Source organism: Mycolicibacterium lutetiense, assembly GCF_017876775.1.
Taxonomy (GTDB): Bacteria; Actinomycetota; Actinomycetes; order Mycobacteriales; family Mycobacteriaceae; genus Mycobacterium; species Mycobacterium lutetiense.
Genome location: NZ_JAGIOP010000002.1, coordinates 1879752 through 1900043 on the forward strand (window position 1 = coordinate 1879752; position 20292 = coordinate 1900043).

Consider the following 20292-nt stretch of genomic DNA (forward strand, 5'->3'; position numbering starts at 1 on the left):
GCAGAGCCTCAGCCTGGTAATCGGCAAACGTTTTCCCATGGCTGAACTGACGGACAAGCGTCACCGCATGCCGCGCATCCCAAAGATATTTCCTTGCATCACGCGGCATACAGAGCTTCCCGTGTCCGCATAACGTGTTGCTTGAAGTACGGGTTCTTGATGCTCGACACCGTCACGACGTCGACCGCGCGCCCGAATATCCGCTCAAGGCCTTCTTTCAGAGAGAAGTACTGATCGAAGTAGTCGAAGTCCGCCCGCACTTCGAACTCGACGAGAACGTCGACATCACTTGACTCGGCGTCGAACGCGTCCCCGACGGCAGAACCGAACACATCGAGTCGACGCACCGAAAGCTCACGGCACAACGCCTCGACCTCATGTCGTTTCGACTCGACCACTTCGTGCACCGTCGCCACCTCCACGGGCAATTGTCCCGACGAATCTAGGGCGTGTCTCGCAAATATCTGTGTCGGCGTTCTGTGCCGAACACTAAGCCGAGGATTACAGCCACATACTGACCACAATCCTCGGCGTAAGCACCTGTAAGCCTATCCCGGCCAGGGTGACTGCGGGCTATGACGAGCGCGCGATCGGTGTGTCGGCAGCCTGGTTGGGCTCAGCCGTAACTGACCGTCACGGGTGAGTGGTCGGACCACCGCAGCGCGTACAGCTCGGCCCGGTCCACCCGCGCCGACGCAGCTCGCGCCGCCAACCCCGGGCTGGCCAGGTGATAGTCGATGCGCCAGCCGGCATCGTTGTCGAAAGCCTTGCCGCGCCATGACCACCAGCTGTAAGGCCCGGCCACGTCGGGATGCAGCACGCGGACCACATCCACCCAGCCGGTGCCCAAGAGCTCAGTGAGCCAGGCCCGCTCACTGGGCAGGAAGCCGGCCTTCTTGACGTTGCCTTTCCAGTTCTTGATGTCATTCTCGGTGTGAGCGATGTTCCAATCACCGCACAGCACCGCGTCACGGGCCTGCAGCTCGGCCATCCGGGCGGCGATGGTGGTCATGAACCGTTCCTTCTCCAGCTGGCGGTCCGTCTCGGCCTCGCCCGTCGGGACGTACAAGCTGGCCACCGTCACCCCCGCGGTATCCACCTCGAGATAACGCCCGTGCGCCTCGAACTCATCGGACACCAGCAGCCGGGCCGCCTCGATGGGATGCCGGGACAGCACCGCAACCCCGTTGCGGCCCTTGACATGCGGAACTGCCGACGCCAGGTTCCACCCGTCGGCCAGGGCCGGGGTCAAGGCATCGTTGAGCTGCTCATCGTCGGCCCGGGTCTCCTGCAGACACACCACATCAGAGTCGGTTTCCTTGAGCCAGGGCAGCAGGCCGAGGTTGTCGGTGGACCGCTGTTTGACCGCGGCACGAATACCGTTGACGTTGATGGTGCTGACGGTCAGAGGTCCTGGAGATGCCACGGCCCAGACCCTACCGACCCCCACCGACAGGCCCCTTGCGGTACCGGCGGTATCACCTTAATGTCGGGCGGCATGGCTGAACGTGCACCCATCCACCTCGGCTCCGGCGAGCCCATCCTGCTGCTGCATCCGTTCCTGCTGTCACAGAGCGTGTGGAAGTACGTCGCACCCCAACTCGCGCAGACCGGTCGCTACGAGGTGTTCGCCCCCACCATGGCCGGCCACCACGGCGGCGCACCAGCACCGATGCTCCTCGACGTCACAGCCCTGGCCGACGACATCGAACGCCGACTCGACGACCTCGGCTGGTGCACCGCACACATCGTCGGCAACTCACTGGGCGGCTGGGTGGCCTTCGAACTGGAACGCCGCGGCCGGGCCCGCACGCTGACCGGCATCGCCCCCGCGGGCGGCTGGTCCCGGTTCACCCCGGTCAAGTACGAGATCATCGCCAAGTTCGTGGCGGCCCTGCCGGTCGTCCTGGCCACCGCGGCGCTACGCCAGCAGGTGCTGAAACTGCCGCTGTCCGAACAGATCTCCTACCTGGCCGTGAGCGCGACTCCCGAAGCGCTCAATGACAGCGACCGACACGACCTGATCGAGGACCTGGCACACTGCCCGGCGTACTTCAAGCTCATGCTCAAGGCGCTGACCACCGCGGGCCTGATGGAGATCCGGAATTCCCGCACCCCCACGCATCTGGTGATCTGCGAAAAGGACCGGGTGCTGCCGGCACCCCGGTTCACCCGGCACTTCACCGCCAGCCTGGCGCCGGACGCCGTCGTCACCACCCTGAAGGGCGTCGGACACGTCCCGATGTTCGAGGCACCCGACACCATCACCCGGGTGATCACCGAATTCGTGGACCGGCATACCGATCCGACGCGCGCGACGGGCTGAGCGGCGAAACCTAGGCCTTCTCGAAAGCCGTCAGCACGTCGTTGAGCGTCTTGCTCGGACGCATCACCGCCGCCGTCTTCTCGGCGTCCGGGTAGTAGTAGCCGCCGATATCGGCCGGCTTGCCCTGGGCCGCGTTGAGTTCGGCGACGATGGCCTGCTCCTGCTCGCCGAGAGCCTTGGCCAGCGGAGCGAACTGCGCGGCCAACTCCTTGTCCTCGGTCTGCTCGGCCAGCGCCTGCGCCCAGTACAGCGCGAGGTAGAACTGGCTGCCCCGGTTGTCGAGCTCACCGGTCTTGCGGGACGGAGACTTGTTCTCGCCCAACAACTCTCCGGTCGCGGTGTCGAGCGCGGTAGCCAGCACCTTGGCCTTGTCGTTGTCCAACTTGTTGCCCAGGTCCTCGAGGCTGGCACCCAGTGCGAGGAACTCGCCGAGCGAATCCCAGCGCAGGTGGTTCTCCTCCACCAGCTGGTGCACGTGCTTGGGCGCCGAACCACCGGCACCCGTCTCGTACAGGCCACCACCGGCCATCAGCGGCACGATCGAGAGCATCTTGGCGCTGGTGCCCAGCTCCAGGATCGGGAACAGGTCGGTCAGGTAGTCGCGCAGGATGTTGCCGGTCACCGAGATGGTGTCCTGGCCGCGGATCAGACGCTCCAGGGTGTAGCGCATGGCCCACACCTGCGGCAGGATCGTGATCTCCAGCCCCTCGGTGTCCTCCTCCTTGAGGTAGGCCTTGACCTTCTTGCGCAGCTCGTTCTCGTGTGGGCGCTCGTCGTCGAGCCAGAACACGGCAGGCATACCGGACAGCCTGGCCCGGTTGACGGCCAGCTTGACCCAGTCGCGGATCGGGGCGTCCTTGACGATCGGCATGCGCCAGATGTCGCCCTCTTCGACCTCCTGGCTCAGCAGCACCTCACCGGTGTCGATGTCGACGATCTTGGTCGTCCCGGCCTGCGGGATCTCGAAGGTCTTGTCGTGGCTGCCGTACTCCTCGGCCTTCTGCGCCATCAGACCGACGTTGGGGACCGTGCCCATGGTGGTCGGATCGAACTGACCGTGGGTCTTACAGAAGTTGATCACTTCCTGGTACATCCGGGAGAAGGTCGACTCCGGGTTGACCGCCTTGGTGTCCTTGGTGCGGCCGTCGGCGCCGTACATCTTGCCGCCGAGGCGGATCATCGCCGGCATCGACGCGTCGACGATCACGTCGGACGGCGAGTGGAAGTTCGAGATGCCCTTGGCCGAGTCGACCATGGCCAACTCGGGGCGGTGCTCGTGGCAGCGGTGCAGATCCTCGACGATCTCTTCGCGCTGTGAGGCCGGCAGCGTCTCGATCTTGCTGTAGAGATCCGACAGACCGTTGTTGACGTTGACGCCGAGCTCATCGAAGAGCGCCTGATGCTTGGCGAAGGCGTCCTTGTAGAAGACCTTGACGGCGTGGCCGAACACGATGGGGTGGCTGACCTTCATCATCGTGGCCTTGACGTGTAGCGAGAACATCACGCCCGTCTTGTAGGCGTCTTCGATCTGCTCCTCGTAGAACTCGATCAGCGCCGTCTTGCTCATGTACATGCTGTCGATGACGTCGCCCTCATCGAGCTTCACCTCGGGCTTCAAGACGATGGTGTCGCCCCCAGCGGTCTCCAGCTCCATGCGTACGTTGCGGGCTTTGTCGAGCGTCATCGACTCTTCGCCGTGGTAGAAGTCGCCGGTCTTCATGGTGGCCACGTGGGTACGCGAGGCCTGCGACCACTTGCCCATGCTGTGCGGGTGCTTGCGCGCGTACTCCTTGACCGCCTTGGGGGCACGGCGGTCTGAGTTCCCTTCGCGCAGAACAGGATTCACTGCGCTGCCGAGGATCTTCGAATAGCGGTCGCGGATCGCCTTCTCTTCGTCGGTCTTCGGATCACCCGGATAGTCCGGGATCGCGTAGCCCTTCTCCTGCAGCTCCTTGACCGCGGCCACGAGCTGCGGGACCGAGGCACTGATGTTCGGCAGCTTGATGATGTTGGTATCGGGCAGCTGGGTGAGGCGACCCAGCTCACCGAGGTTGTCGGGAACCTTCTGCTCGTCGGTCAGGTAATCACCGAACTCGGCCAGGATGCGAGCCGCCACCGAGATATCACTGGTCTGGATATCGATACCGGCCGGTTCGGCAAAGGCGCGAACAATCGGCAGGAAGGAGTACGTCGCAAGCAGCGGCGCCTCGTCGGTCAGCGTGTAGATGATGGTCGGCTGCTGGGCAGTCATGGTTTGCTCTCCCGGCGTCAGGTTCGGTTCGACGAGGATCACTCGTTGTAACCCGCGGTTATTCGCTGCTGTCGTATCGCGGGCCAGACTACAAGGGCGCCGAGAACCGCGGCGGGGCAGCTTTCGTTACTGACCAGTAACTTTAGTGCGCAGCGACGCATCCGACACCTCCATATGCCGACTGAACCGAACGTGTTCCAGTCCCGCGGGCGCAGAACAGGCAAACATCCCGAACAACCGACTGGCACGGCCTCCGCGCGTTGCGATAAGCTGCAGGCCGGTCATGAGTGTCAGCATCAAGCCCCGGCTTGCTGGCCGGCAACCCTCCAACCGCGGTGGGGTGCCCCGGGTGATGACCAGGTTGAGCAGTCGACGGAACGTTTCCGGTCGGCTGCAAGGCAAGCGCGGGTCCGAAGGTACGGGCCCCCAGACAGACAGGGAAACCTGATGGAGGTCAGCCGTATGTATGTGTCCGTGAATTGCCAGTGTCTGCTGCCTGTCGTCGCTGACGGCAGGCGCGACCCCCGGTAACCGACCACACATCTACCTTCGATCCCCTCACCGAGGAGACCCCAGCCATGACAAACCCCGAAAGTGTCGCGAACTGGTCGTTTGAGACCAAGCAGGTCCACGCCGGTCAGACCCCGGACAGCGCCACCAACGCCCGCGCCCTGCCGATCTACCAGACCACGTCGTACACGTTCCGCGACACCGACCACGCCGCCGCACTGTTCGGCCTGGCCGAGCCGGGCAACATCTACACCCGGATCATGAACCCCACCACCGACGTGGTCGAACAGCGCATCGCCGCACTCGAAGGCGGCGTCGCCGCGCTGCTGCTGTCCTCGGGTCAGGCCGCCGCGACATTCGCCATCCTCAACCTGGCCGGCGCCGGTGACCACATCGTGTCCAGCCCGCGCCTGTACGGCGGCACCTACAACCTGTTCCACTACACGCTGCCCAAGCTCGGCATCGAGGTCAGTTTCGTAGAGGATCCCGACAATCTGGACAGCTGGCGGGCCGCCGTGCGACCCAACACCAAGGCGTTCTTCGCCGAGACGATCTCCAACCCCCAGATCGACATCCTCGACATCCCGAACGTGTCGGCCGTGGCACACGAGAGCGGTGTCCCGCTGATCGTCGACAACACCATTGCCACGCCGTACCTGATCCAGCCGATCGCCCTCGGCGCCGACATCGTGGTGCACTCGGCAACCAAGTACCTGGGCGGCCACGGCTCGGCGATCGCCGGGGTCATCGTCGACAGCGGCAACTTCGACTGGACCAACGGCAACTTCCCCGGATTTACCACGCCGGACCCCAGCTACCACGGCGTCATCTTCGCCGAGCTCGGAGCGCCCGCCTACGCGCTGAAGGCCCGGGTGCAGCTGCTGCGCGATCTAGGGTCGGCGCTTTCGCCGTTCAACGCCTTTTTGATCGCGCAGGGATTGGAAACGCTGTCACTGCGTGTTGAACGCCACGTGGCCAATGCACAGAAGGTCGCCGAGTACCTCGCCGGGCAATCCGGCGTGACATCGGTGAACTACGCCGGACTCCCCACCTCCCCCTGGTACGAGCTGGGCCAAAAGCTCGCACCGAAGGGCACCGGCGCGGTGCTCGCGTTCGAGTTGGCCGGCGGCGTGGAAGCGGGCAAGGCGTTCGTCAACGCGCTGACGCTGCACAGCCATGTCGCCAACATCGGTGACGTGCGTTCGCTGGTGATCCATCCGGCCTCGACCACCCACGCACAGCTCTCCCCCGAGGAACAGCTGTCCACCGGCGTCACACCCGGTCTGGTCCGGCTGGCCGTCGGTATCGAGGGCATCGACGACATCCTTGCCGACCTGGAGCAGGGATTCGCCGCTGCCCGTCCGTTCAGCGGCGTCGCGCAGACCGCGGCGACGGTGTAGGACGGCGAGACGACCGGCATGACGATCACCGAAGAGCCCGCCGTGTCCACCCTCCCATTGCCCGCCGAAGGCGAGACCAGCGTGGTGCACATCGGTGCCCTGACGCTGGAGAGCGGCACCGTCCTGCCTGACGTGTCGATCGCCGTGCAGCGATGGGGCGAGCTGTCCCCCGCACGCGACAACGTAGTGATGGTGCTGCACGCACTGACCGGCGACTCGCACGTCACCGGACCGGCCGGCGACGGCCATCCGACCGCAGGTTGGTGGGACGGAGTGGCCGGACCGGGCGCCCCGATCGACACCGACCAGTGGTGCGCGATCTCGACCAATGTGCTCGGCGGCTGCCGAGGCTCCACCGGGCCCAGCTCGCTCGCGCCTGACGGAAAGCCCTGGGGTTCAAGGTTTCCCCAGATCACGATCCGTGACCAGGTCGAAGCCGACCGGGCCGCGCTGGCCGCCTTGGGCATCACCGAGGTCGCCGTGGTGGTCGGCGGTTCGATGGGCGGAGCCCGGGCACTGGAATGGCTCGTCGGATATCCCGAAGAGGTCCGCGCCGGTCTGGTGCTGGCCGTCGGGGCCCGCGCCACCGCCGACCAGATCGGCACCCAGAGCACGCAGGTGGCCGCGATCAAGGCCGATCCGGACTGGCAGGGCGGCGATTACCACGGCACCGGCCGGGCCCCGCTGTCCGGCATGGAGATCGCCCGGCGCTTCGCGCACCTGACCTACCGCGGTGAAGAGGAACTCGACGACCGATTCGGCAACGACGCGCAGGGCGACGAGGATCCGACCACCGGTGGTCGCTATGCCGTCCAGAGCTATCTGGAATACCAGGGCGGTAAATTGGCCCGCCGATTCGACCCGGGTACCTATGTGGTCCTCTCGGATGCGTTGTCCACCCACGATGTCGGCCGAGACCGTGGCGGCGTAGCCAGTGTGCTGAGCAGTTGCCCCGTGCCGGTCATCGTCGGCGGGATCACCTCCGACCGGCTCTACCCCATCCGGCTGCAGCAGGAACTGGCCGAGTTGCTTCCCGGCTGCAACGGCCTCGACGTCGTCGACTCGGAGTACGGTCACGACGGCTTCCTGGTCGAGACGGAAGTGGTGGGCAAGTTGATCCGCCGCACGTTGGAGCTGGCGCAGCGGTGAGCTCGCCCACGGCGCGTTCCCTGTCCTTCGGCTCAGAGGCCGCGGCATACGAACGCGGCAGGCCGTCGTACCCACCGGAGGCGATCGACTGGCTGCTTCCCACCGGCGCCCACGATGTGCTGGACCTGGGAGCAGGCACCGGCAAGCTGACCACCCGGCTGGTGGAACGCGGGCTGAACGTCACTGCCGTCGACCCCATCCCGGAAATGCTTGAGCTGCTGTCGAACTCGTTGCCGGACACTCCGGCACTGCTGGGCACGGCCGAGGAGATCCCGCTGGCTGACAACAGCGTCGACGCGGTGCTGGTGGCCCAGGCGTGGCACTGGTTCGACCCCGAGCGGGCCGTCAAGGAGGTCAGCCGGGTGCTGCGCCCCGGCGGCCGGTTGGGTCTGGTGTGGAACACGCGCGACGAGCGGTCCGGCTGGGTCAAGGATCTGGGCCGCATCATCGGGCCCGAGCATGATCCGAACAACGAGGTGGCGCTGGCCGAGCCGTTCGGCGCCGTCGAGCGCCGCCAGGTGGAGTGGACGAGTTACCTGACGCCGCAGGCCCTCATCGATCTGGTGGCCTCCCGCAGCTACTGCATCACCTCACCGGAGCAGGTGCGCACCCGGACGCTGGAGCAGGTCCGCGAACTGCTGGCCACCCATCCGGCGCTGGCCCATTCATCGGGCCTGGCGCTGCCCTACGTCACGGTCGGTATCCGAGCGACCCTGACCTAGTCCGCTCCGGCGCCGCGCCCTCAGGCGCTGAGCGCATCCAGTTCCGATTCCGGCCCAACCCAACGCTGCAGCGCACCACGTAGTCGGTCTCGGTCGGACTCGGCGAAATCGTCTGCCGCCCAGGCAACATAGCCGTCGGGCCGGATCAGCAGGAACGCGGCGGGCCGGTCTTCTGCGGTCGCCACCGCCACCTCCAGCCGGTCGCGCCAGCCTTCGATCACGTCGGCGTAGTCGCCGCCGGACAGGTCGAGCAACAACGGCCTCCCCGACTGCAGCAACTCGGCAATCCGACGACCGTCATCCAGGACGAAATCGGGGACGAAGAATCCGGACAGCCGATGCTCGTCATCGACGTCGTAACGGACATCCGAGCCGGCCAGCGCCCCGGCGATGTGCGCCGAGCCGTCCGGCGTCGCCAGGAGTTCACCGAAAAGCGTTCGCAGTGCGGTGACTTCGGGACCGGCAGCCATCAGGGCAGCCTGGGCCATCGACTGCATCATCACCCGCTGCCCCGCCGGCCAACGCTCGGTGTGGTAGCTGTCCAACAGACCGTCGGGTGCCCGACCCTGCACCGTGGCGGCCAGTTTCCATCCCAGGTTCATGGCGTCCTGCAGTCCCAGGTTCAGACCGGGGCCACCCATGGCCGAGTGGACATGTGCGGCGTCGCCCACCAGGAAGACGTTGCCGGCCCGGTACTGCGCTGCCTGACGGGTGTTCTGGCCGTTGATCCGGCGCAGGGCATGTGGTCCCGGCCCGTCCGGGGGCGCGATCGGCAGGTCAGCGCCGACCACTCGCCTCACGCTCTCACGCAACTCGTCGATCGTCAGGTCCGGCGCGTCGGCGGGCAGGATGGATCCGTATTCGATGGTCCCGAGCATCGACCGTCCCTGCTGGAATTCCGCATAGATCAGTACACCGCCGTCGAACCGATTGTGCCCGAACGGGATATGTCCGACACCGGGAATGTTCAACGCGCCGTAGCCGGAACGCAACTCCTCCGGCAGGCTGATGTGGGCCACCCGTGCGATCACCTCGGAGGTCAGCCCGGGAAACTCGATGTCGGCCTTCTTCCTGACCGGACTACGGCCCCCGTCGGCGCCGACAAGGTAGGTGGTCGACAGTCGGTAGCTCCCCGTGGATGCCGCGACATCCACGGTGACGCCATCGGATTGCTGCTGGAGATCGACGACCTCGTGCCCCCAACGGATCTCGACCCCCAGGCCCTGCACCCAGTCCACCAGTTGGCGCACCACCTTGGGCTGTTGAATCACCATGCCGTACATGGGGTTCTCGACAACATCGGCGAACGGCACCTGCATGCCGGCGAATATGTAGCCGCCCATGGGCTGCGGAGCCTCGGCCGATCCACTGAGCGTCCGATACAGACCCCGCAGATCGAGCACGCGATTTGCCTGCCCGACAATGCCATTCGCCTTGAGTTCGGGGCTCGGCTCGGGCAGCTGCTCGAGCACCACCGGCCGCACCCCGGCCAGCGCCAGCTCCCCCGCCACCAGCAGGCCGTTGGGACCGGCGCCGCAGATGACGACGTCTACCTGATCTTTCATTTCTTCCCTCCTGGCTCAGGCAGGCCCGCGGCCACCGCCGCGAACCCTTTACGCAGCAGTGACGTGAAAGGCACTGGTGGATCAGCGATCCCGTATTCGTCCATCGCGACATCGCCGACCGCACGCACCACGGCGGCCACCAGCCGCGGATACATATCGCGTTCCGGGTCGGTGCCGGTCCGTTCGGCGATCGCCGTCACCCACTCGTCGGACATCCCTCGGAAGGTCGCATCGCGCATCTCCGGGATCATCAGCAGTTTTCGGACCTCGGCCAGCTGCCGGCGGGTCGGCAGCACGTTCTCCGCGCCGTAGACATCGGACATATCGGCGTCCACCGGACTGGTCACGGACTCGGCGATCGCGGTCCACAGCGGTTCGTCTGCCGGGCGAGACCTCAGCAGGTCGATGCTGCGACGCAAGCGCTCCTGCTGCCGGTATGCCAGCGCGTCGTACTTGCCGGCGAAGTAGTTGGTGAAGGTGCGCAGCGAGACCCCGGCCAGATTGGCGATGTCCTCGCGGGTGACGTTCTCCAGTCCGCGCTCGAACGCCAACGTCAACGCCGCATCGCTCAGCGCCCGTCGTGTATCGCGCTTCTTACGCTCCCGCAGTCCCGGCTCCATGCCACCACGCTAGACCAATTGTTGCCTATTAGGCAATATTGCCCGCTGGGCATTTCCTGTGGGATCGCGAGTGCCGAGCCCATCAGGCGCCTTGCATCTAGGCCCTTGCCGGTGCGCCGAAAGGCCAGTTATTACCCGGAGTTTCCCCAGCTCAGTGCAAGAACTGGCCACTCGGGCGAGAAAATTACGAGGTGCCCAGCGGGTCGATGGTCCAGGCGATGTAGAGCACGATGGCACTCACCGTCGCGGTGGTCGTGAAGTCGATGGTCCGCGAACGCACCACCAGGAGCCCGGCCCGGTCATCGGTCAGGGCCAGCCGCAGCGCGGCCGCAGCGCCCACGCCGATCCCGATGACCAGCGCGCCGCGGCGCCAATAGCCCGCCGCCACCAAGGCGAACGCCGCAATGAAGAACAGCCCGACCACCAGGATCGGCCACTGTCCGGCGAACACCTTGCGGACGAACTCATTCACCGTCACGCCAGTTTCGACTCTTCGAGCTCGACGACATTGCTCAGCAGGAACGCCCGCGTCAACGGACCCACCCCGCCCGGGTTGGGCGACACGTGCCCGGCCACGTCCCAGACATCGGGCGCAACGTCACCGGTGAGCTTGCCGTCCACCCGGCTGACGCCGACGTCGACGACGGCCGCGCCGGGCTTGACCATGTCGGCGGTCACCATGTGCGGCACCCCGACCGCGGCGATGATGATGTCGGCCTGCCGCGTCAGACTCGGCAGATCGCGGGTGCCCGTGTGGCACAGCGTCACCGTGGCGTTCTCCGATCGTCGGGTCAGCAGCAGGCCCATCGGCCGGCCGACGGTGACCCCGCGCCCGATCACCACGACGTGCGCCCCCGCGATCGGCACGTCGAACCGGCGCAACAGGTGCACGATCCCACGGGGAGTACACGGCAGCGGTGCCTCTTTACCGAGCACGAGCCGGCCGAGGTTGGTCGGATGCAGACCGTCGGCGTCCTTGGCCGGGTCGATGCGCTCCAGTGCGGCGTTCTCGTCGAGATGCTTGGGCAGCGGCAGCTGCACGATGTAGCCCGTGCACTCCGGGTTGGCATTGAGCTCGTCGATGGTCTCATCGAGCTGAGCCTGGGTGATATCGGCAGGCAGGTCACGGCGGATGGAGGTGATCCCGACCTTGGCGCAGTCGGCATGCTTGCCGCGCACGTAGGCCTGCGAACCGGGGTCGTCACCGACCAACACGGTCCCGAGCCCGGGCGTGCGGCCCGCTTCGGTCAACTTCGCGACGCGCTGCTTGAGATCCACGAAGATCTCGTCACGCGTGGCCTTACCGTCCAACACAATCGCACCCACGGCTGCCATTGTGTCAGCCACGTGGCAGGCTCAGCATATGAACACCCAGCCCAATGTGTTCACTGATGTATTCAGTGAGGCCAAACTCGGCCCCTTGACGCTGCGTAACCGCATCATCAAGGCCGCCACCTTCGAAGCTTCGACCCCTGATGCGCTGGTCACCGATGATTTGATCAACTACCACCGGCTGCCCGCGGCCGGCGGTGTCGGCATGACCACCGTCGCGTACTGCGCGGTGTCCCAGGGTGGCCGCACCGACGGTTGGCAGATCTGGATGCGGCCCGAGGCGGTGCCCGGGCTGACCAGACTGACCGACACCGTCCACGCCGAGGGCGCTGCCATCAGCGCCCAGATCGGCCATGCCGGCCCGGTGGCCAATTCGCGCACCAACAAGGCCAAGGCGCTGGCCCCCGTGCGGTTCTTCAACCCGCTGTCGATGCGGTTCGCCAAGAAGGCCACTATCGACGACATCCGCGACGTCACCGAAGCCCACGCCAACGCCGCGCGGCTGGCCATCGACTCGGGATTCGACGCCGTCGAGGTGCACCTCGGCCACAACTACCTGGCCAGCTCGTTCCTGTCCCCGCTGATCAACCGCCGCACCGACGAATTCGGCGGGTCCTTGGAGAACCGGGCGAAGGTGGCCCGAGGCGTGGTGCGGGCGGTGCGTGACGCCGTCGACAAGCACGGCGACCGCAAGATCGCCGTCATCGCCAAGCTCAACATGAGCGACGGTATCCGCGGCGGTATCCCGATGGATGAGTCGCTGCAGACCGCCAAGTGGCTCGAGGAAGACGGTGGCCTGGACGCCATCGAACTCACCGCAGGCAGCTCGCTGGTCAACCCGATGTACCTGTTCCGCGGCGGCGCGCCGGTCAAGGAATTCGCCGCGAACTTCAAACCCCCGATCAGCTGGGGCATCCGGATGAGCGGCAACAAGTTCTTCCGCGAATACCCGTACCACGAGGCATATCTGATGCGCGACGCCGAGAAGTTCCGCGCCGAGCTGACCATGCCGATCATCCTGCTGGGCGGTATCACCAACCGCGAGACCATGGACCGGGCGATGGCGGCAGGCTTCGAGTTCATCGCGATGGGCCGGGCGCTACTCGCCGAGCCGGATCTGCTCAACCGGATCCAGGCCGAGGAAACCAAGGGTTCGGTCAAATCGCTGTGCACGCACTGCAACGAGTGCATGCCGACCATCTACAGCCACACCCATTGCGTGGTGACGGGAGCGCCCGACACACTCGTGAAGTGAGCACAGACGCCATCAGCGACACCATGGTGACCTACCGCTACGTGCGGGTCGGGCTGGTCGCGCTGGTGGTGTTCCTGCTGACCTCGCTGGCATTGACCTGGGCGCACACCTGCCCGCAGGGGTCGATCAGCGCGTTCTTCTACACCCGCACCCACGCGGTGTTCCTGGCTTCCCTGTGCGCGATCGGCATCTGCCTGATCGCCTACAAGGGCAGCCGGGTGGGCGAGGACGCGCTGCTGAACTACTCCGGGTTCATGGCCTTCATCGTCGCCCTGGTGCCCACCGGTTCCGACGACCTGTGCCGGCCATGGCTTCCCACGGTGAGCGACCCGTTCGGGGGTGTCGCCAACAACGTCGCCGCACTGTTCGTGGCCGTCGCCGTCGGCACCGGCATGTACCTGGCGCTGGACCGCTGGCGGCGCCCGCAGCGGGCCCCGGTGCCCTCCGCCCCGTCCTGCGCTGAGGCCGCCACCCTGTGGAAGACTGTCGCCACCGCGCTTCTTCGGGTCGAAAAATGGCTCCCGACAGCATTATTGATCATCGCTATCGCCGGCGCCCCGCTGATGTTGTGGGACTGGTTCGCCGAACATGCGCACGTCATCGCCGCGGTGGCGATGTTCCTGGCCATCACGCTCGTCGCGGTCTACCACGCGTGCTACGCACGTGCCGCCGTGCGCCGACACCTGGCCCGGTTCTACGCCACCATCGCGGCGCTCATGCTCGTCACCGTCGTGGCCGGCATCGTGCTGCTGGTCCTGGGGTGGCACTTCGGTGTCATCGCCACCGAACTCACCCTGATTGTGCTGTTTGCGGTGTTCTGGGCCGTGCAGACCTGGGACGTCTGGGACGCCCAGGACCGCTACCCGGAAGAAGCCGTGCCGACCCTGGCCAATACGCCGACTCAGCCGGTGTAGCCGTCGATCTGCAGCGTCTGCCCGTCGCGCCGTAGCACCAACACCGCACCCGGCGCCGGAACGAGCCCCTCCACCGATTCCGCAGGCGCCGTCGCGGTCTGCGCGCACGTCCTCGCGTCGAACGTGCGCAGCGATCCCGGCGTGCCCCGGACGCCGCGGTCGGCAAGGACCAGAGTGTCGGGGAACGCGACGTAGGCAGGCTGGTCGACTCGTCGGCTCGGCACGTTCGTCCGAACCGCCTCGACGCCGTCGGGAACCTGGCACCGTTGACGGCCGTCCGACCCGAACAGGGTCAGCCGGGTGGTCCGGTCAGTCAGAAACCACACCACGAAATCATCACTGGGACCGTATGATTCGGCGAAGCGGCCATCTGCCGGTAATTCGGTGACGGTGCGGTGAACGATGTCGGCATACCTGGCGGCGTCGGGCGCACCGGCGCCCTGCAGCGAGATGACGACCCCGATGCCGTTGGCCGGCTTGGACCCGAGTTGGACGTACCGCTGTTCGATCGGCACCGCCGGGTCGATCTTCCTCTCCGACAGAACTGTGTCCCAACCGATTTCCCCTGTTTCGGGATCGAGGACACTCAACCAGACCTTGCCGTCCTGACACTGGACCGTGGACACCACGCCGGAGGCGGTCACCACGGGTTCGACAATGCCGCAACCGGGATGAGGTGCGGGCACACTCCACAACGCATGTCCGGTCCGGCTGTCATACCGGGTCCAGGTGTGCTGGTCATCCCACCCCACGATGAACGGACCGGTCGCAGAACGTAGACGTCCGCGGGCCGCCTCCTGCAAGCCCGCATCGTCACTGGCCCACAGGTATTCGCCGGTGACCGCATCCAAGCCGACCAGGCCGCCGCCGACGAACGCCAGCACCGTGGCGCCGTTGTCGACCACCCGCATCGCTTCGACGCCCACATCACCGGGGCCGGTACGCGCGTAGTGCCAGCGCTCCTTGCCGTCAGAACCGTAGGCCGTGATGCGGCCGTCGCGATACACCGCGAAACCGGCCCCCGCAGAGTCCATGTCATAGACCGGCAAACGTTGATCACCGAAGGCATCGGGCACCGACACGGTGAACGTCCGCTTCCCCAGCCCGGCGGGTACTGCGGGCACATCGGTAGCCGGCGCCGTCGTCGCGTCCACGAAGCGCCCGTCGTCACCCGCCCGCAACGCGCCCACGGTCACCACCGCGGCAACGACGACGGCGATCGCTGCACCGATCGCCAGCAACTTCACCGAGCCGCGTTCCAAGCGCGGGAAGGCGCGTGCCGCCAGGAACGCCGCCACTGCACCAGCCAGACACAAGCACCACGCCGCCGCACCGAGCGGCAATGCCGTGGTGACCGGGGCGCTGTCCATCACCTTGCGATAGAACGCCGGGATGCCCTGACTGACGTAGGCGATGACCAGTATCGCCGCCACGCCCGCCGCGCCGACCGGGGTAGCGGCAAGGTCACGGTCCGTACGTCCGCGCCACACGCTGTACGCCATCGCCGCGAGCAGCACCAGCGCGATCACCGTCACCGCCAGCACCATCCGATTCGGCAACGCGTCGCCCCAGCGGTGCAGGCCGAAGACGTACCAGCCGCTTTCACCTGCACTGCGCGGTGCAATCAGCCGCGCCCAGGCGCCCAACGCCACGGCCCACACCAACCAGACCACCGCCGCACCGGCCAGCACCGTGCCCACCTGGCGCAGCACGCCGAGGACCCGGACGGCGGCCTTCTGCACCCCTTCAGAACTCATGCGTGCCATCGTCACACGCCGCGACACCCAGGCAACGGCCCAGCCCCGGTGAAAACACCCGATAGAGTTGAGCGCGATGAGCCCTGCGCTGACCGTTCGTTACGACGGGTCGACCCGTACCTTTGCCCCAGGCAACGATGTCGTCATCGGCCGAGACCTCCGCGCCGACGTCCGCATCGCCCACCCGCTGATCTCGCGTGCCCACGTCGTGCTGCGTTTCGACCAAGGCCGATGGGTCGCGATCGACAACGGCAGCCTCAACGGCATGTACGCCAACGGCCGCCGGGTGCCCACGCTCGACATCCATGACGGCCAGGTCGTCAACATCGGCAACCCGGACGGCCCGCAGCTGACGTTCGAGGTCGGCCGGCATCAGGGAGCAGTCGGTCGCACCCCGACCGCGGCGGTGCCGATCGCGAATCGGCCCAGTGGCGCCTGGCCCACCCAGCCCGCCGCCCCCGGCCGGCAGCAGTACGGTCAGCCGCCCGCGGCCCAGCGCCCCGGCTACTCGTCCGGCCCGCAACCGCGCTACCCGACACCGCCCACCGGATATCCCAGCGGTCCGCAGGGCGGCTACCCGAGCGGCCCGCAGAGCGGGTATCCCCAGGGGCCATCGACCTATCAGCCCCCACCGGTACGCAACTCGAACCCGGCTCAGTCCTCGTCGCAGGCGCCCACCACGATGGGCCCGGCCGCCACCTCGGACCGCGGTAGCAGTGAGCCCGCCGGCAACATCGCCACCAGCATGCTCAAGATCCTGCGGCCGGGTCGCACCACCCCGGCGCCGGCAGGTGCGGTGAAGATCGGTCGCAACACCGACAACGACATCGTCATCCCCGACGTGCTGGCCTCGCGGCATCACGCCACCTTGATCCCGCTGCCCGGCGGCACCGAGATCCGCGACGAGCGCAGCATCAACGGCACGTTCCTCAACGGCACACGGGTCGAGTCGGCGGTCCTGCACGACGGGGACGTCATCACCATCGGCAACGTCGACCTGGTGTTCACCGGCGGCACCCTCGTGCGCCGCAGCGAAACCGAAGCCGACACCCGCACCGGCGGCCTCGAAGTGCGTGGCCTGACCTGGACCATCGAGGGCAACAAGACGCTGCTCGACAACATCTCCGTCGACGCCCGGCCCGGCACACTCACCGCGGTGATCGGCCCCTCGGGTGCGGGCAAGTCGACGTTCGCCAAGCAGGTCGCCGGCTACACACATCCGACCAGCGGCACCGTCACCTTCGAGGGCCACGACGTCCACGCCGAGTACGCCTCGCTGCGCTCCCGGATCGGCATGGTCCCGCAGGACGACGTGGTGCACGGTCAGCTGACCGTCCGCCAGGCCCTGATGTTCGCCGCCGAGCTGCGGCTGCCGCCGGACACCACCAAGGAAGACCGCGAACAGGTCGTCATGCAGGTGCTCGAGGAACTCGAGATGACCAAGCACCTCGACACTCGCGTCGACAAGCTGTCCGGCGGGCAGCGCAAGCGCGCCTCGGTCGCACTCGAACTGCTGACCGGCCCGTCGCTGCTGATCCTCGACGAGCCCACCTCCGGCCTCGACCCCGCGCTGGACCGGCAGGTGATGACCATGCTGCGCCAGCTGGCCGACGCCGGCCGCGTGGTGCTCGTCGTCACGCACTCGCTGACCTACCTGGATGTCTGTGATCAGGTGCTATTGCTGGCGCCCGGCGGTAAGACCGCATTCTGCGGGTCGCCCGATCAGATCGGCCCGGAGCTCGGCACCACCAACTGGGCCGACATCTTCAGCACCGTCGCGAGCGATCCGGCCGAGGCCGGCCGGCGCTACCTGGCCCGCACCGGCCCGGCCCCGGAGGCCGCGGCATCGTCGAACCAACCCGGGGACCTGGGTGCACCGGCCAAGACGAGCCTGCTGCGGCAGTTCTCCACGATCGCCCGCCGGCAGATGCGGCTGATCATCTCCGACCGCGGCTACTTCATCTTCCTGGCACTGCTGCCGTTCATAATGGGTGTGCTGTCCCTGTCGGTGCCCGGCACCGACGGCTTCGGCGTCCCCAACCCGATGGGCGATGCCCCCAATGAACCGGGCCAGATCCTGGTACTGCTCAACGTCGGTGCGATCTTCATGGGTACCGCCCTGACCATCCGCGACCTGATCGGTGAACGGGCGATCTTCCTCCGCGAGCAGGCGGTCGGGTTGTCCACCACGGCCTACCTGCTGGCCAAGGTGTGCGTGTACTCGGTGTTCGCCATCGTGCAGTCGGCGATCGTCACAGGCATCACGCTGGCGGGCAAGGGCTGGGGCGAAGGCGCGGTCGAGCACGGCGTGTTCATCCCCAACCGGTCACTGGAGCTGTTCTTCAGCATGGCCGCCACCACCGTCACCGCCGCCATGGTGGGCCTGGCGCTCTCGGCGCTGGCGAAATCCAACGAGCAGATCATGCCGCTCCTGGTCGTCGCGATCATGAGCCAGCTGGTGTTCTCCGGCGGCATGATCCCGGTGACCGGCCGCGTCGGCTTGGATCAGCTGTCCTGGATCACCCCGGCCCGGTGGGGTTTCGCCTCATCGGCGTCGACCGTAGATCTGATCCGGTTGGTCCCCGGCCCGCTGACACCCAAGGATGCGCACTGGGAGCACACCACCAGCGCCTGGCTCTTCGACATGGGCATGCTCGTCGCGCTGTCGTTGTTCTACGTCAGCTTCGTGCGCTGGAAGATCCGCCTCAAGGCCGGCTGAGCTCGCTCGGTACTCGGTCGCGCTCTCACTCTCCAATGTCACGCTGGAGTGGCGCTCGACCTCGAGCGCCACTCTGGTGTGACAGTGCGGTTTGGGGTGCCACGCTGGCGTGACGCTCGACGTCGGCAGCCACTCTGGCGTGATAAACGGCCGACGAGAGGGCCTCCGAGAGTCCGACAGCGGCCTCGGAGAGTCCGAGAGGGACTCGGGAGAGCTACCCGCCGTGGACGTCGAGGCCATGGGCGGCCGAGTAGGCCAGCGCCTGGGCGATGTCGATCTTGGCGCCGCGCACCTTCGCAGTGGTCCAGAAGGTGGGGTCGACGCGGGCGCCGCGCAGATCCGCCTCGTCGAGCTTGGCGTCCTGTACCCGCGCCCCGGTCAGGTCCGCCTGCCGCAGAACCGCCTTGCGCAGGTCCGCACCGACCAGGCTGGCCTCGCGTAACCGGCAGTCCGAGAGGTCGACGCCCCGCAGATCGCAGCCACCCAGCACGGCCAGGGTCAGATCCGACTCGATGATCTTGATCGGCCGCAGCCGGCATTCGGTGAACACCGAACCCAGCAGGCTGCAGTTGGTGAACGTGCTGTGCCACAGCGTGGCGCGGCGGAACGTACAGTTGCGGAACGCCGAGCCGGAATGCTCGGACTCGGACATGTCGACGCCGCTGAAATTGCACTCGGTGAACACCACGCGCTCAGTGCGCAACCGGCTCAGGGCTCCGTCATATTCCTCGGCGCGGAAGTCTACCCCGGTGAATTCCCTGTCCGCCCAGGTTGTTTCGTCAGCTACCACGCGTCAGCCGGGCAACGCGGAAAGCGTGGTCAACGAGTACTCGGTGACCGCGATCAGCGCAGCCTTGGCCGAGTTGCGGTCACGGGCATCCACGGCGACCACCGGGATGTGCTCCGGCAGCGCCAGGGCCTTGCGCACCGCCTGGGTGGGATGCTTTGGCGCGTCGTCGAACTCGTTCACCGCGACGATGAACGGCAGTTTGCGGGCCTCGAAGAAGTCGACCGCGGCGAAGCTGTCCTGCAGGCGACGGACGTCGACCAGGATGATCGCACCGATCGCACCGCGCACCAGGTCGTCCCACATGAACCAGAACCGTCGCTGCCCGGGGGTGCCGAACAGGTACAACACCAGATCCTCGTCCAGCGTGATCCGACCGAAGTCCATCGCGACCGTCGTGGTGCGCTTGTCCGGGGTGCCGTCCAAGGCATCGACACCCTCGGACACGTTGGTGACCAACGCTTCTGTGCGCAGCGGCATGATCTCGGAGACCGCGCCGACGAATGTCGTCTTCCCTACGCCGAACCCGCCAGATATGACGATCTTCGTCGAGGCGGCCCCACGCCGGGCGCCGCCGCCGGAGGCCGAGCGGGGTTCAGAGGGCTCGTAGGCCACGCAGGGTCCTTCCAATCAATTCGCGGCGTTCGTCGAAGCTCGCCGAGTCATCAAGGGTGGCTTCCACCCGTAGATAACCCTGCGTCACCAAGTCCCCGATCAGCACGCGCGCCACGCCGAGCGGGAGAGATAAATGAGCGGCAATCTCGGCAACCGAAGGAGTGCCGGTGCACAACTCTACGATCTGTGCGCGCACATCGTGCCCAGTCCAGCGCGGTTCACGTGTCGTGTCGGCTTTTTGCACCGGCGCTTCCAGCGGAAGATGCACCCGAGAGTCGGTGCGGCCGGCCGTCAGGGTGTACGGCCGCACCAAACTCGGTCGATCGGTGGTTTCCGGTTCGTCCACAGGCACCTCGCGAAGGGCAGAAGG

Annotated in this window: 18 protein-coding genes and 1 riboswitch; of the genes, 7 read left to right on the forward strand and 11 right to left on the reverse strand. The window is 66.7% G+C overall.

Annotation, left to right across the window (positions count from 1 at the left end; genetic code table 11):
* Nucleotides 1-98: 98 nt before the first annotated feature.
* On the reverse strand, nt 99-407 hold the full coding sequence (locus JOF57_RS18345; RefSeq protein ID WP_307870046.1) for a nucleotidyltransferase family protein: 309 nt from the start codon (nt 405-407) through the stop codon (nt 99-101).
* Nucleotides 408-616: 209 nt separating this feature from the next.
* Nucleotides 617-1426 carry an exodeoxyribonuclease III gene (locus JOF57_RS18350; protein WP_307870047.1) on the reverse strand — a complete coding sequence of 270 codons (810 nt, stop codon included), beginning with the start codon at nt 1424-1426 and terminating at the stop codon, nt 617-619.
* 72 nt (nt 1427-1498) lie between these two features.
* On the opposite strand from JOF57_RS18350, the gene JOF57_RS18355 reads away from it, so the two are divergent.
* Nucleotides 1499-2326 (forward strand): epoxide hydrolase EphH, encoded by an 828-nt coding sequence (locus JOF57_RS18355; protein ID WP_209918803.1) that lies wholly within the window; start codon nt 1499-1501, stop codon nt 2324-2326.
* A 10-nt stretch (nt 2327-2336) separates the two neighbouring features.
* Here JOF57_RS18355 and JOF57_RS18360 read toward each other — a convergent pair whose 3' ends face one another.
* Nucleotides 2337-4577: an NADP-dependent isocitrate dehydrogenase gene (locus JOF57_RS18360; protein ID WP_209918805.1), complete on the reverse strand. Its 2241-nt coding sequence runs from the start codon at nt 4575-4577 to the stop codon at nt 2337-2339.
* Between the two features lie 279 nt (nt 4578-4856).
* Nucleotides 4857-4988, forward strand: a riboswitch (SAM riboswitch).
* Nucleotides 4989-5155: 167 nt separating this feature from the next.
* Between JOF57_RS18360 and JOF57_RS18365 the strand changes: the two genes are divergently transcribed.
* The 3 genes from JOF57_RS18365 to JOF57_RS18375 are packed head-to-tail and all read left to right on the forward strand — an operon-like array spanning nt 5156 to nt 8358.
* On the forward strand, nt 5156-6487 hold the full coding sequence (locus JOF57_RS18365) for a bifunctional o-acetylhomoserine/o-acetylserine sulfhydrylase (RefSeq protein ID WP_209918807.1): 1332 nt from the start codon (nt 5156-5158) through the stop codon (nt 6485-6487).
* Between the two features lie 18 nt (nt 6488-6505).
* The gene (gene metX, locus JOF57_RS18370) at nt 6506-7636 is read left to right on the forward strand and encodes a homoserine O-acetyltransferase MetX (RefSeq protein ID WP_209918809.1); all 1131 of its coding nucleotides are present in this window, start codon (nt 6506-6508) and stop codon (nt 7634-7636) included.
* Nucleotides 7633-8358: a class I SAM-dependent methyltransferase gene (locus JOF57_RS18375; RefSeq protein ID WP_209918811.1), complete on the forward strand. Its 726-nt coding sequence runs from the start codon at nt 7633-7635 to the stop codon at nt 8356-8358. The genes metX and JOF57_RS18375 overlap by 4 nt, the downstream gene beginning before the upstream one ends.
* A gap of 20 nt (nt 8359-8378) precedes the next feature.
* Here the strand turns inward: JOF57_RS18375 and JOF57_RS18380 are convergent, their stop codons facing one another.
* The 4 genes from JOF57_RS18380 to JOF57_RS18395 form a co-directional block, all read right to left on the reverse strand.
* On the reverse strand, nt 8379-9923 hold the full coding sequence (locus JOF57_RS18380) for an FAD-dependent monooxygenase (protein WP_209918813.1): 1545 nt from the start codon (nt 9921-9923) through the stop codon (nt 8379-8381).
* Nucleotides 9920-10543: a TetR/AcrR family transcriptional regulator gene (locus JOF57_RS18385; RefSeq protein ID WP_209918815.1), complete on the reverse strand. Its 624-nt coding sequence runs from the start codon at nt 10541-10543 to the stop codon at nt 9920-9922. The genes JOF57_RS18380 and JOF57_RS18385 overlap by 4 nt, the downstream gene beginning before the upstream one ends.
* A 184-nt stretch (nt 10544-10727) precedes the next feature.
* Nucleotides 10728-11021, reverse strand: a complete 294-nt coding sequence (locus JOF57_RS18390) for a DUF3017 domain-containing protein (protein ID WP_209918817.1) — start codon at nt 11019-11021, stop codon at nt 10728-10730.
* Nucleotides 11018-11869: a bifunctional methylenetetrahydrofolate dehydrogenase/methenyltetrahydrofolate cyclohydrolase gene (locus JOF57_RS18395; RefSeq protein WP_209918819.1), complete on the reverse strand. Its 852-nt coding sequence runs from the start codon at nt 11867-11869 to the stop codon at nt 11018-11020. The genes JOF57_RS18390 and JOF57_RS18395 overlap by 4 nt, the downstream gene beginning before the upstream one ends.
* Before the next feature lie 37 nt (nt 11870-11906).
* On the opposite strand from JOF57_RS18395, the gene JOF57_RS18400 reads away from it, so the two are divergent.
* Complete coding sequence (locus JOF57_RS18400; protein WP_209918821.1) at nt 11907-13130, forward strand: NADH:flavin oxidoreductase; 1224 nt, start codon at nt 11907-11909, stop codon at nt 13128-13130.
* 23 nt (nt 13131-13153) lie between these two features.
* Nucleotides 13154-14044, forward strand: coding sequence for a diphosphate--fructose-6-phosphate 1-phosphotransferase (locus JOF57_RS18405; RefSeq protein ID WP_209923477.1), 891 nt, complete (start codon nt 13154-13156; stop codon nt 14042-14044).
* Here the strand turns inward: JOF57_RS18405 and JOF57_RS18410 are convergent.
* On the reverse strand, nt 14032-15801 hold the full coding sequence (locus JOF57_RS18410) for a BamB-related PQQ repeat family beta-propellar protein (protein WP_209918823.1): 1770 nt from the start codon (nt 15799-15801) through the stop codon (nt 14032-14034). The two genes, JOF57_RS18405 and JOF57_RS18410, sit on opposite strands and share 13 nt — an antisense overlap.
* 76 nt (nt 15802-15877) lie before the next feature.
* Here JOF57_RS18410 and JOF57_RS18415 point away from each other — a divergent pair, with 76 nt between their 5' ends.
* A complete protein-coding gene (locus JOF57_RS18415; RefSeq protein WP_209918825.1) occupies nt 15878-18520 on the forward strand; it encodes an FHA domain-containing protein in 2643 nt (880 codons plus the stop codon).
* 214 nt (nt 18521-18734) lie between these two features.
* On the opposite strand, the gene JOF57_RS18420 is transcribed toward JOF57_RS18415, so the two are convergent.
* From JOF57_RS18420 to JOF57_RS18430, 3 genes are read right to left on the reverse strand one after another with little or no spacing between them, the layout of a single operon-like run.
* Complete coding sequence (locus JOF57_RS18420) at nt 18735-19310, reverse strand: pentapeptide repeat-containing protein (protein ID WP_209918827.1); 576 nt, start codon at nt 19308-19310, stop codon at nt 18735-18737.
* 3 nt (nt 19311-19313) lie between these two features.
* Entirely contained in the window at nt 19314-19922 is a 609-nt protein-coding gene (locus JOF57_RS18425) for a GTP-binding protein (protein ID WP_209918828.1), read from the reverse strand.
* On the reverse strand, nt 19903-20268 hold the full coding sequence (locus tag JOF57_RS18430) for a DUF742 domain-containing protein (protein ID WP_209918829.1): 366 nt from the start codon (nt 20266-20268) through the stop codon (nt 19903-19905). Before JOF57_RS18430 ends, JOF57_RS18425 begins: the two co-directional genes overlap by 20 nt.
* Nucleotides 20269-20292: the final 24 nt, after the last annotated feature.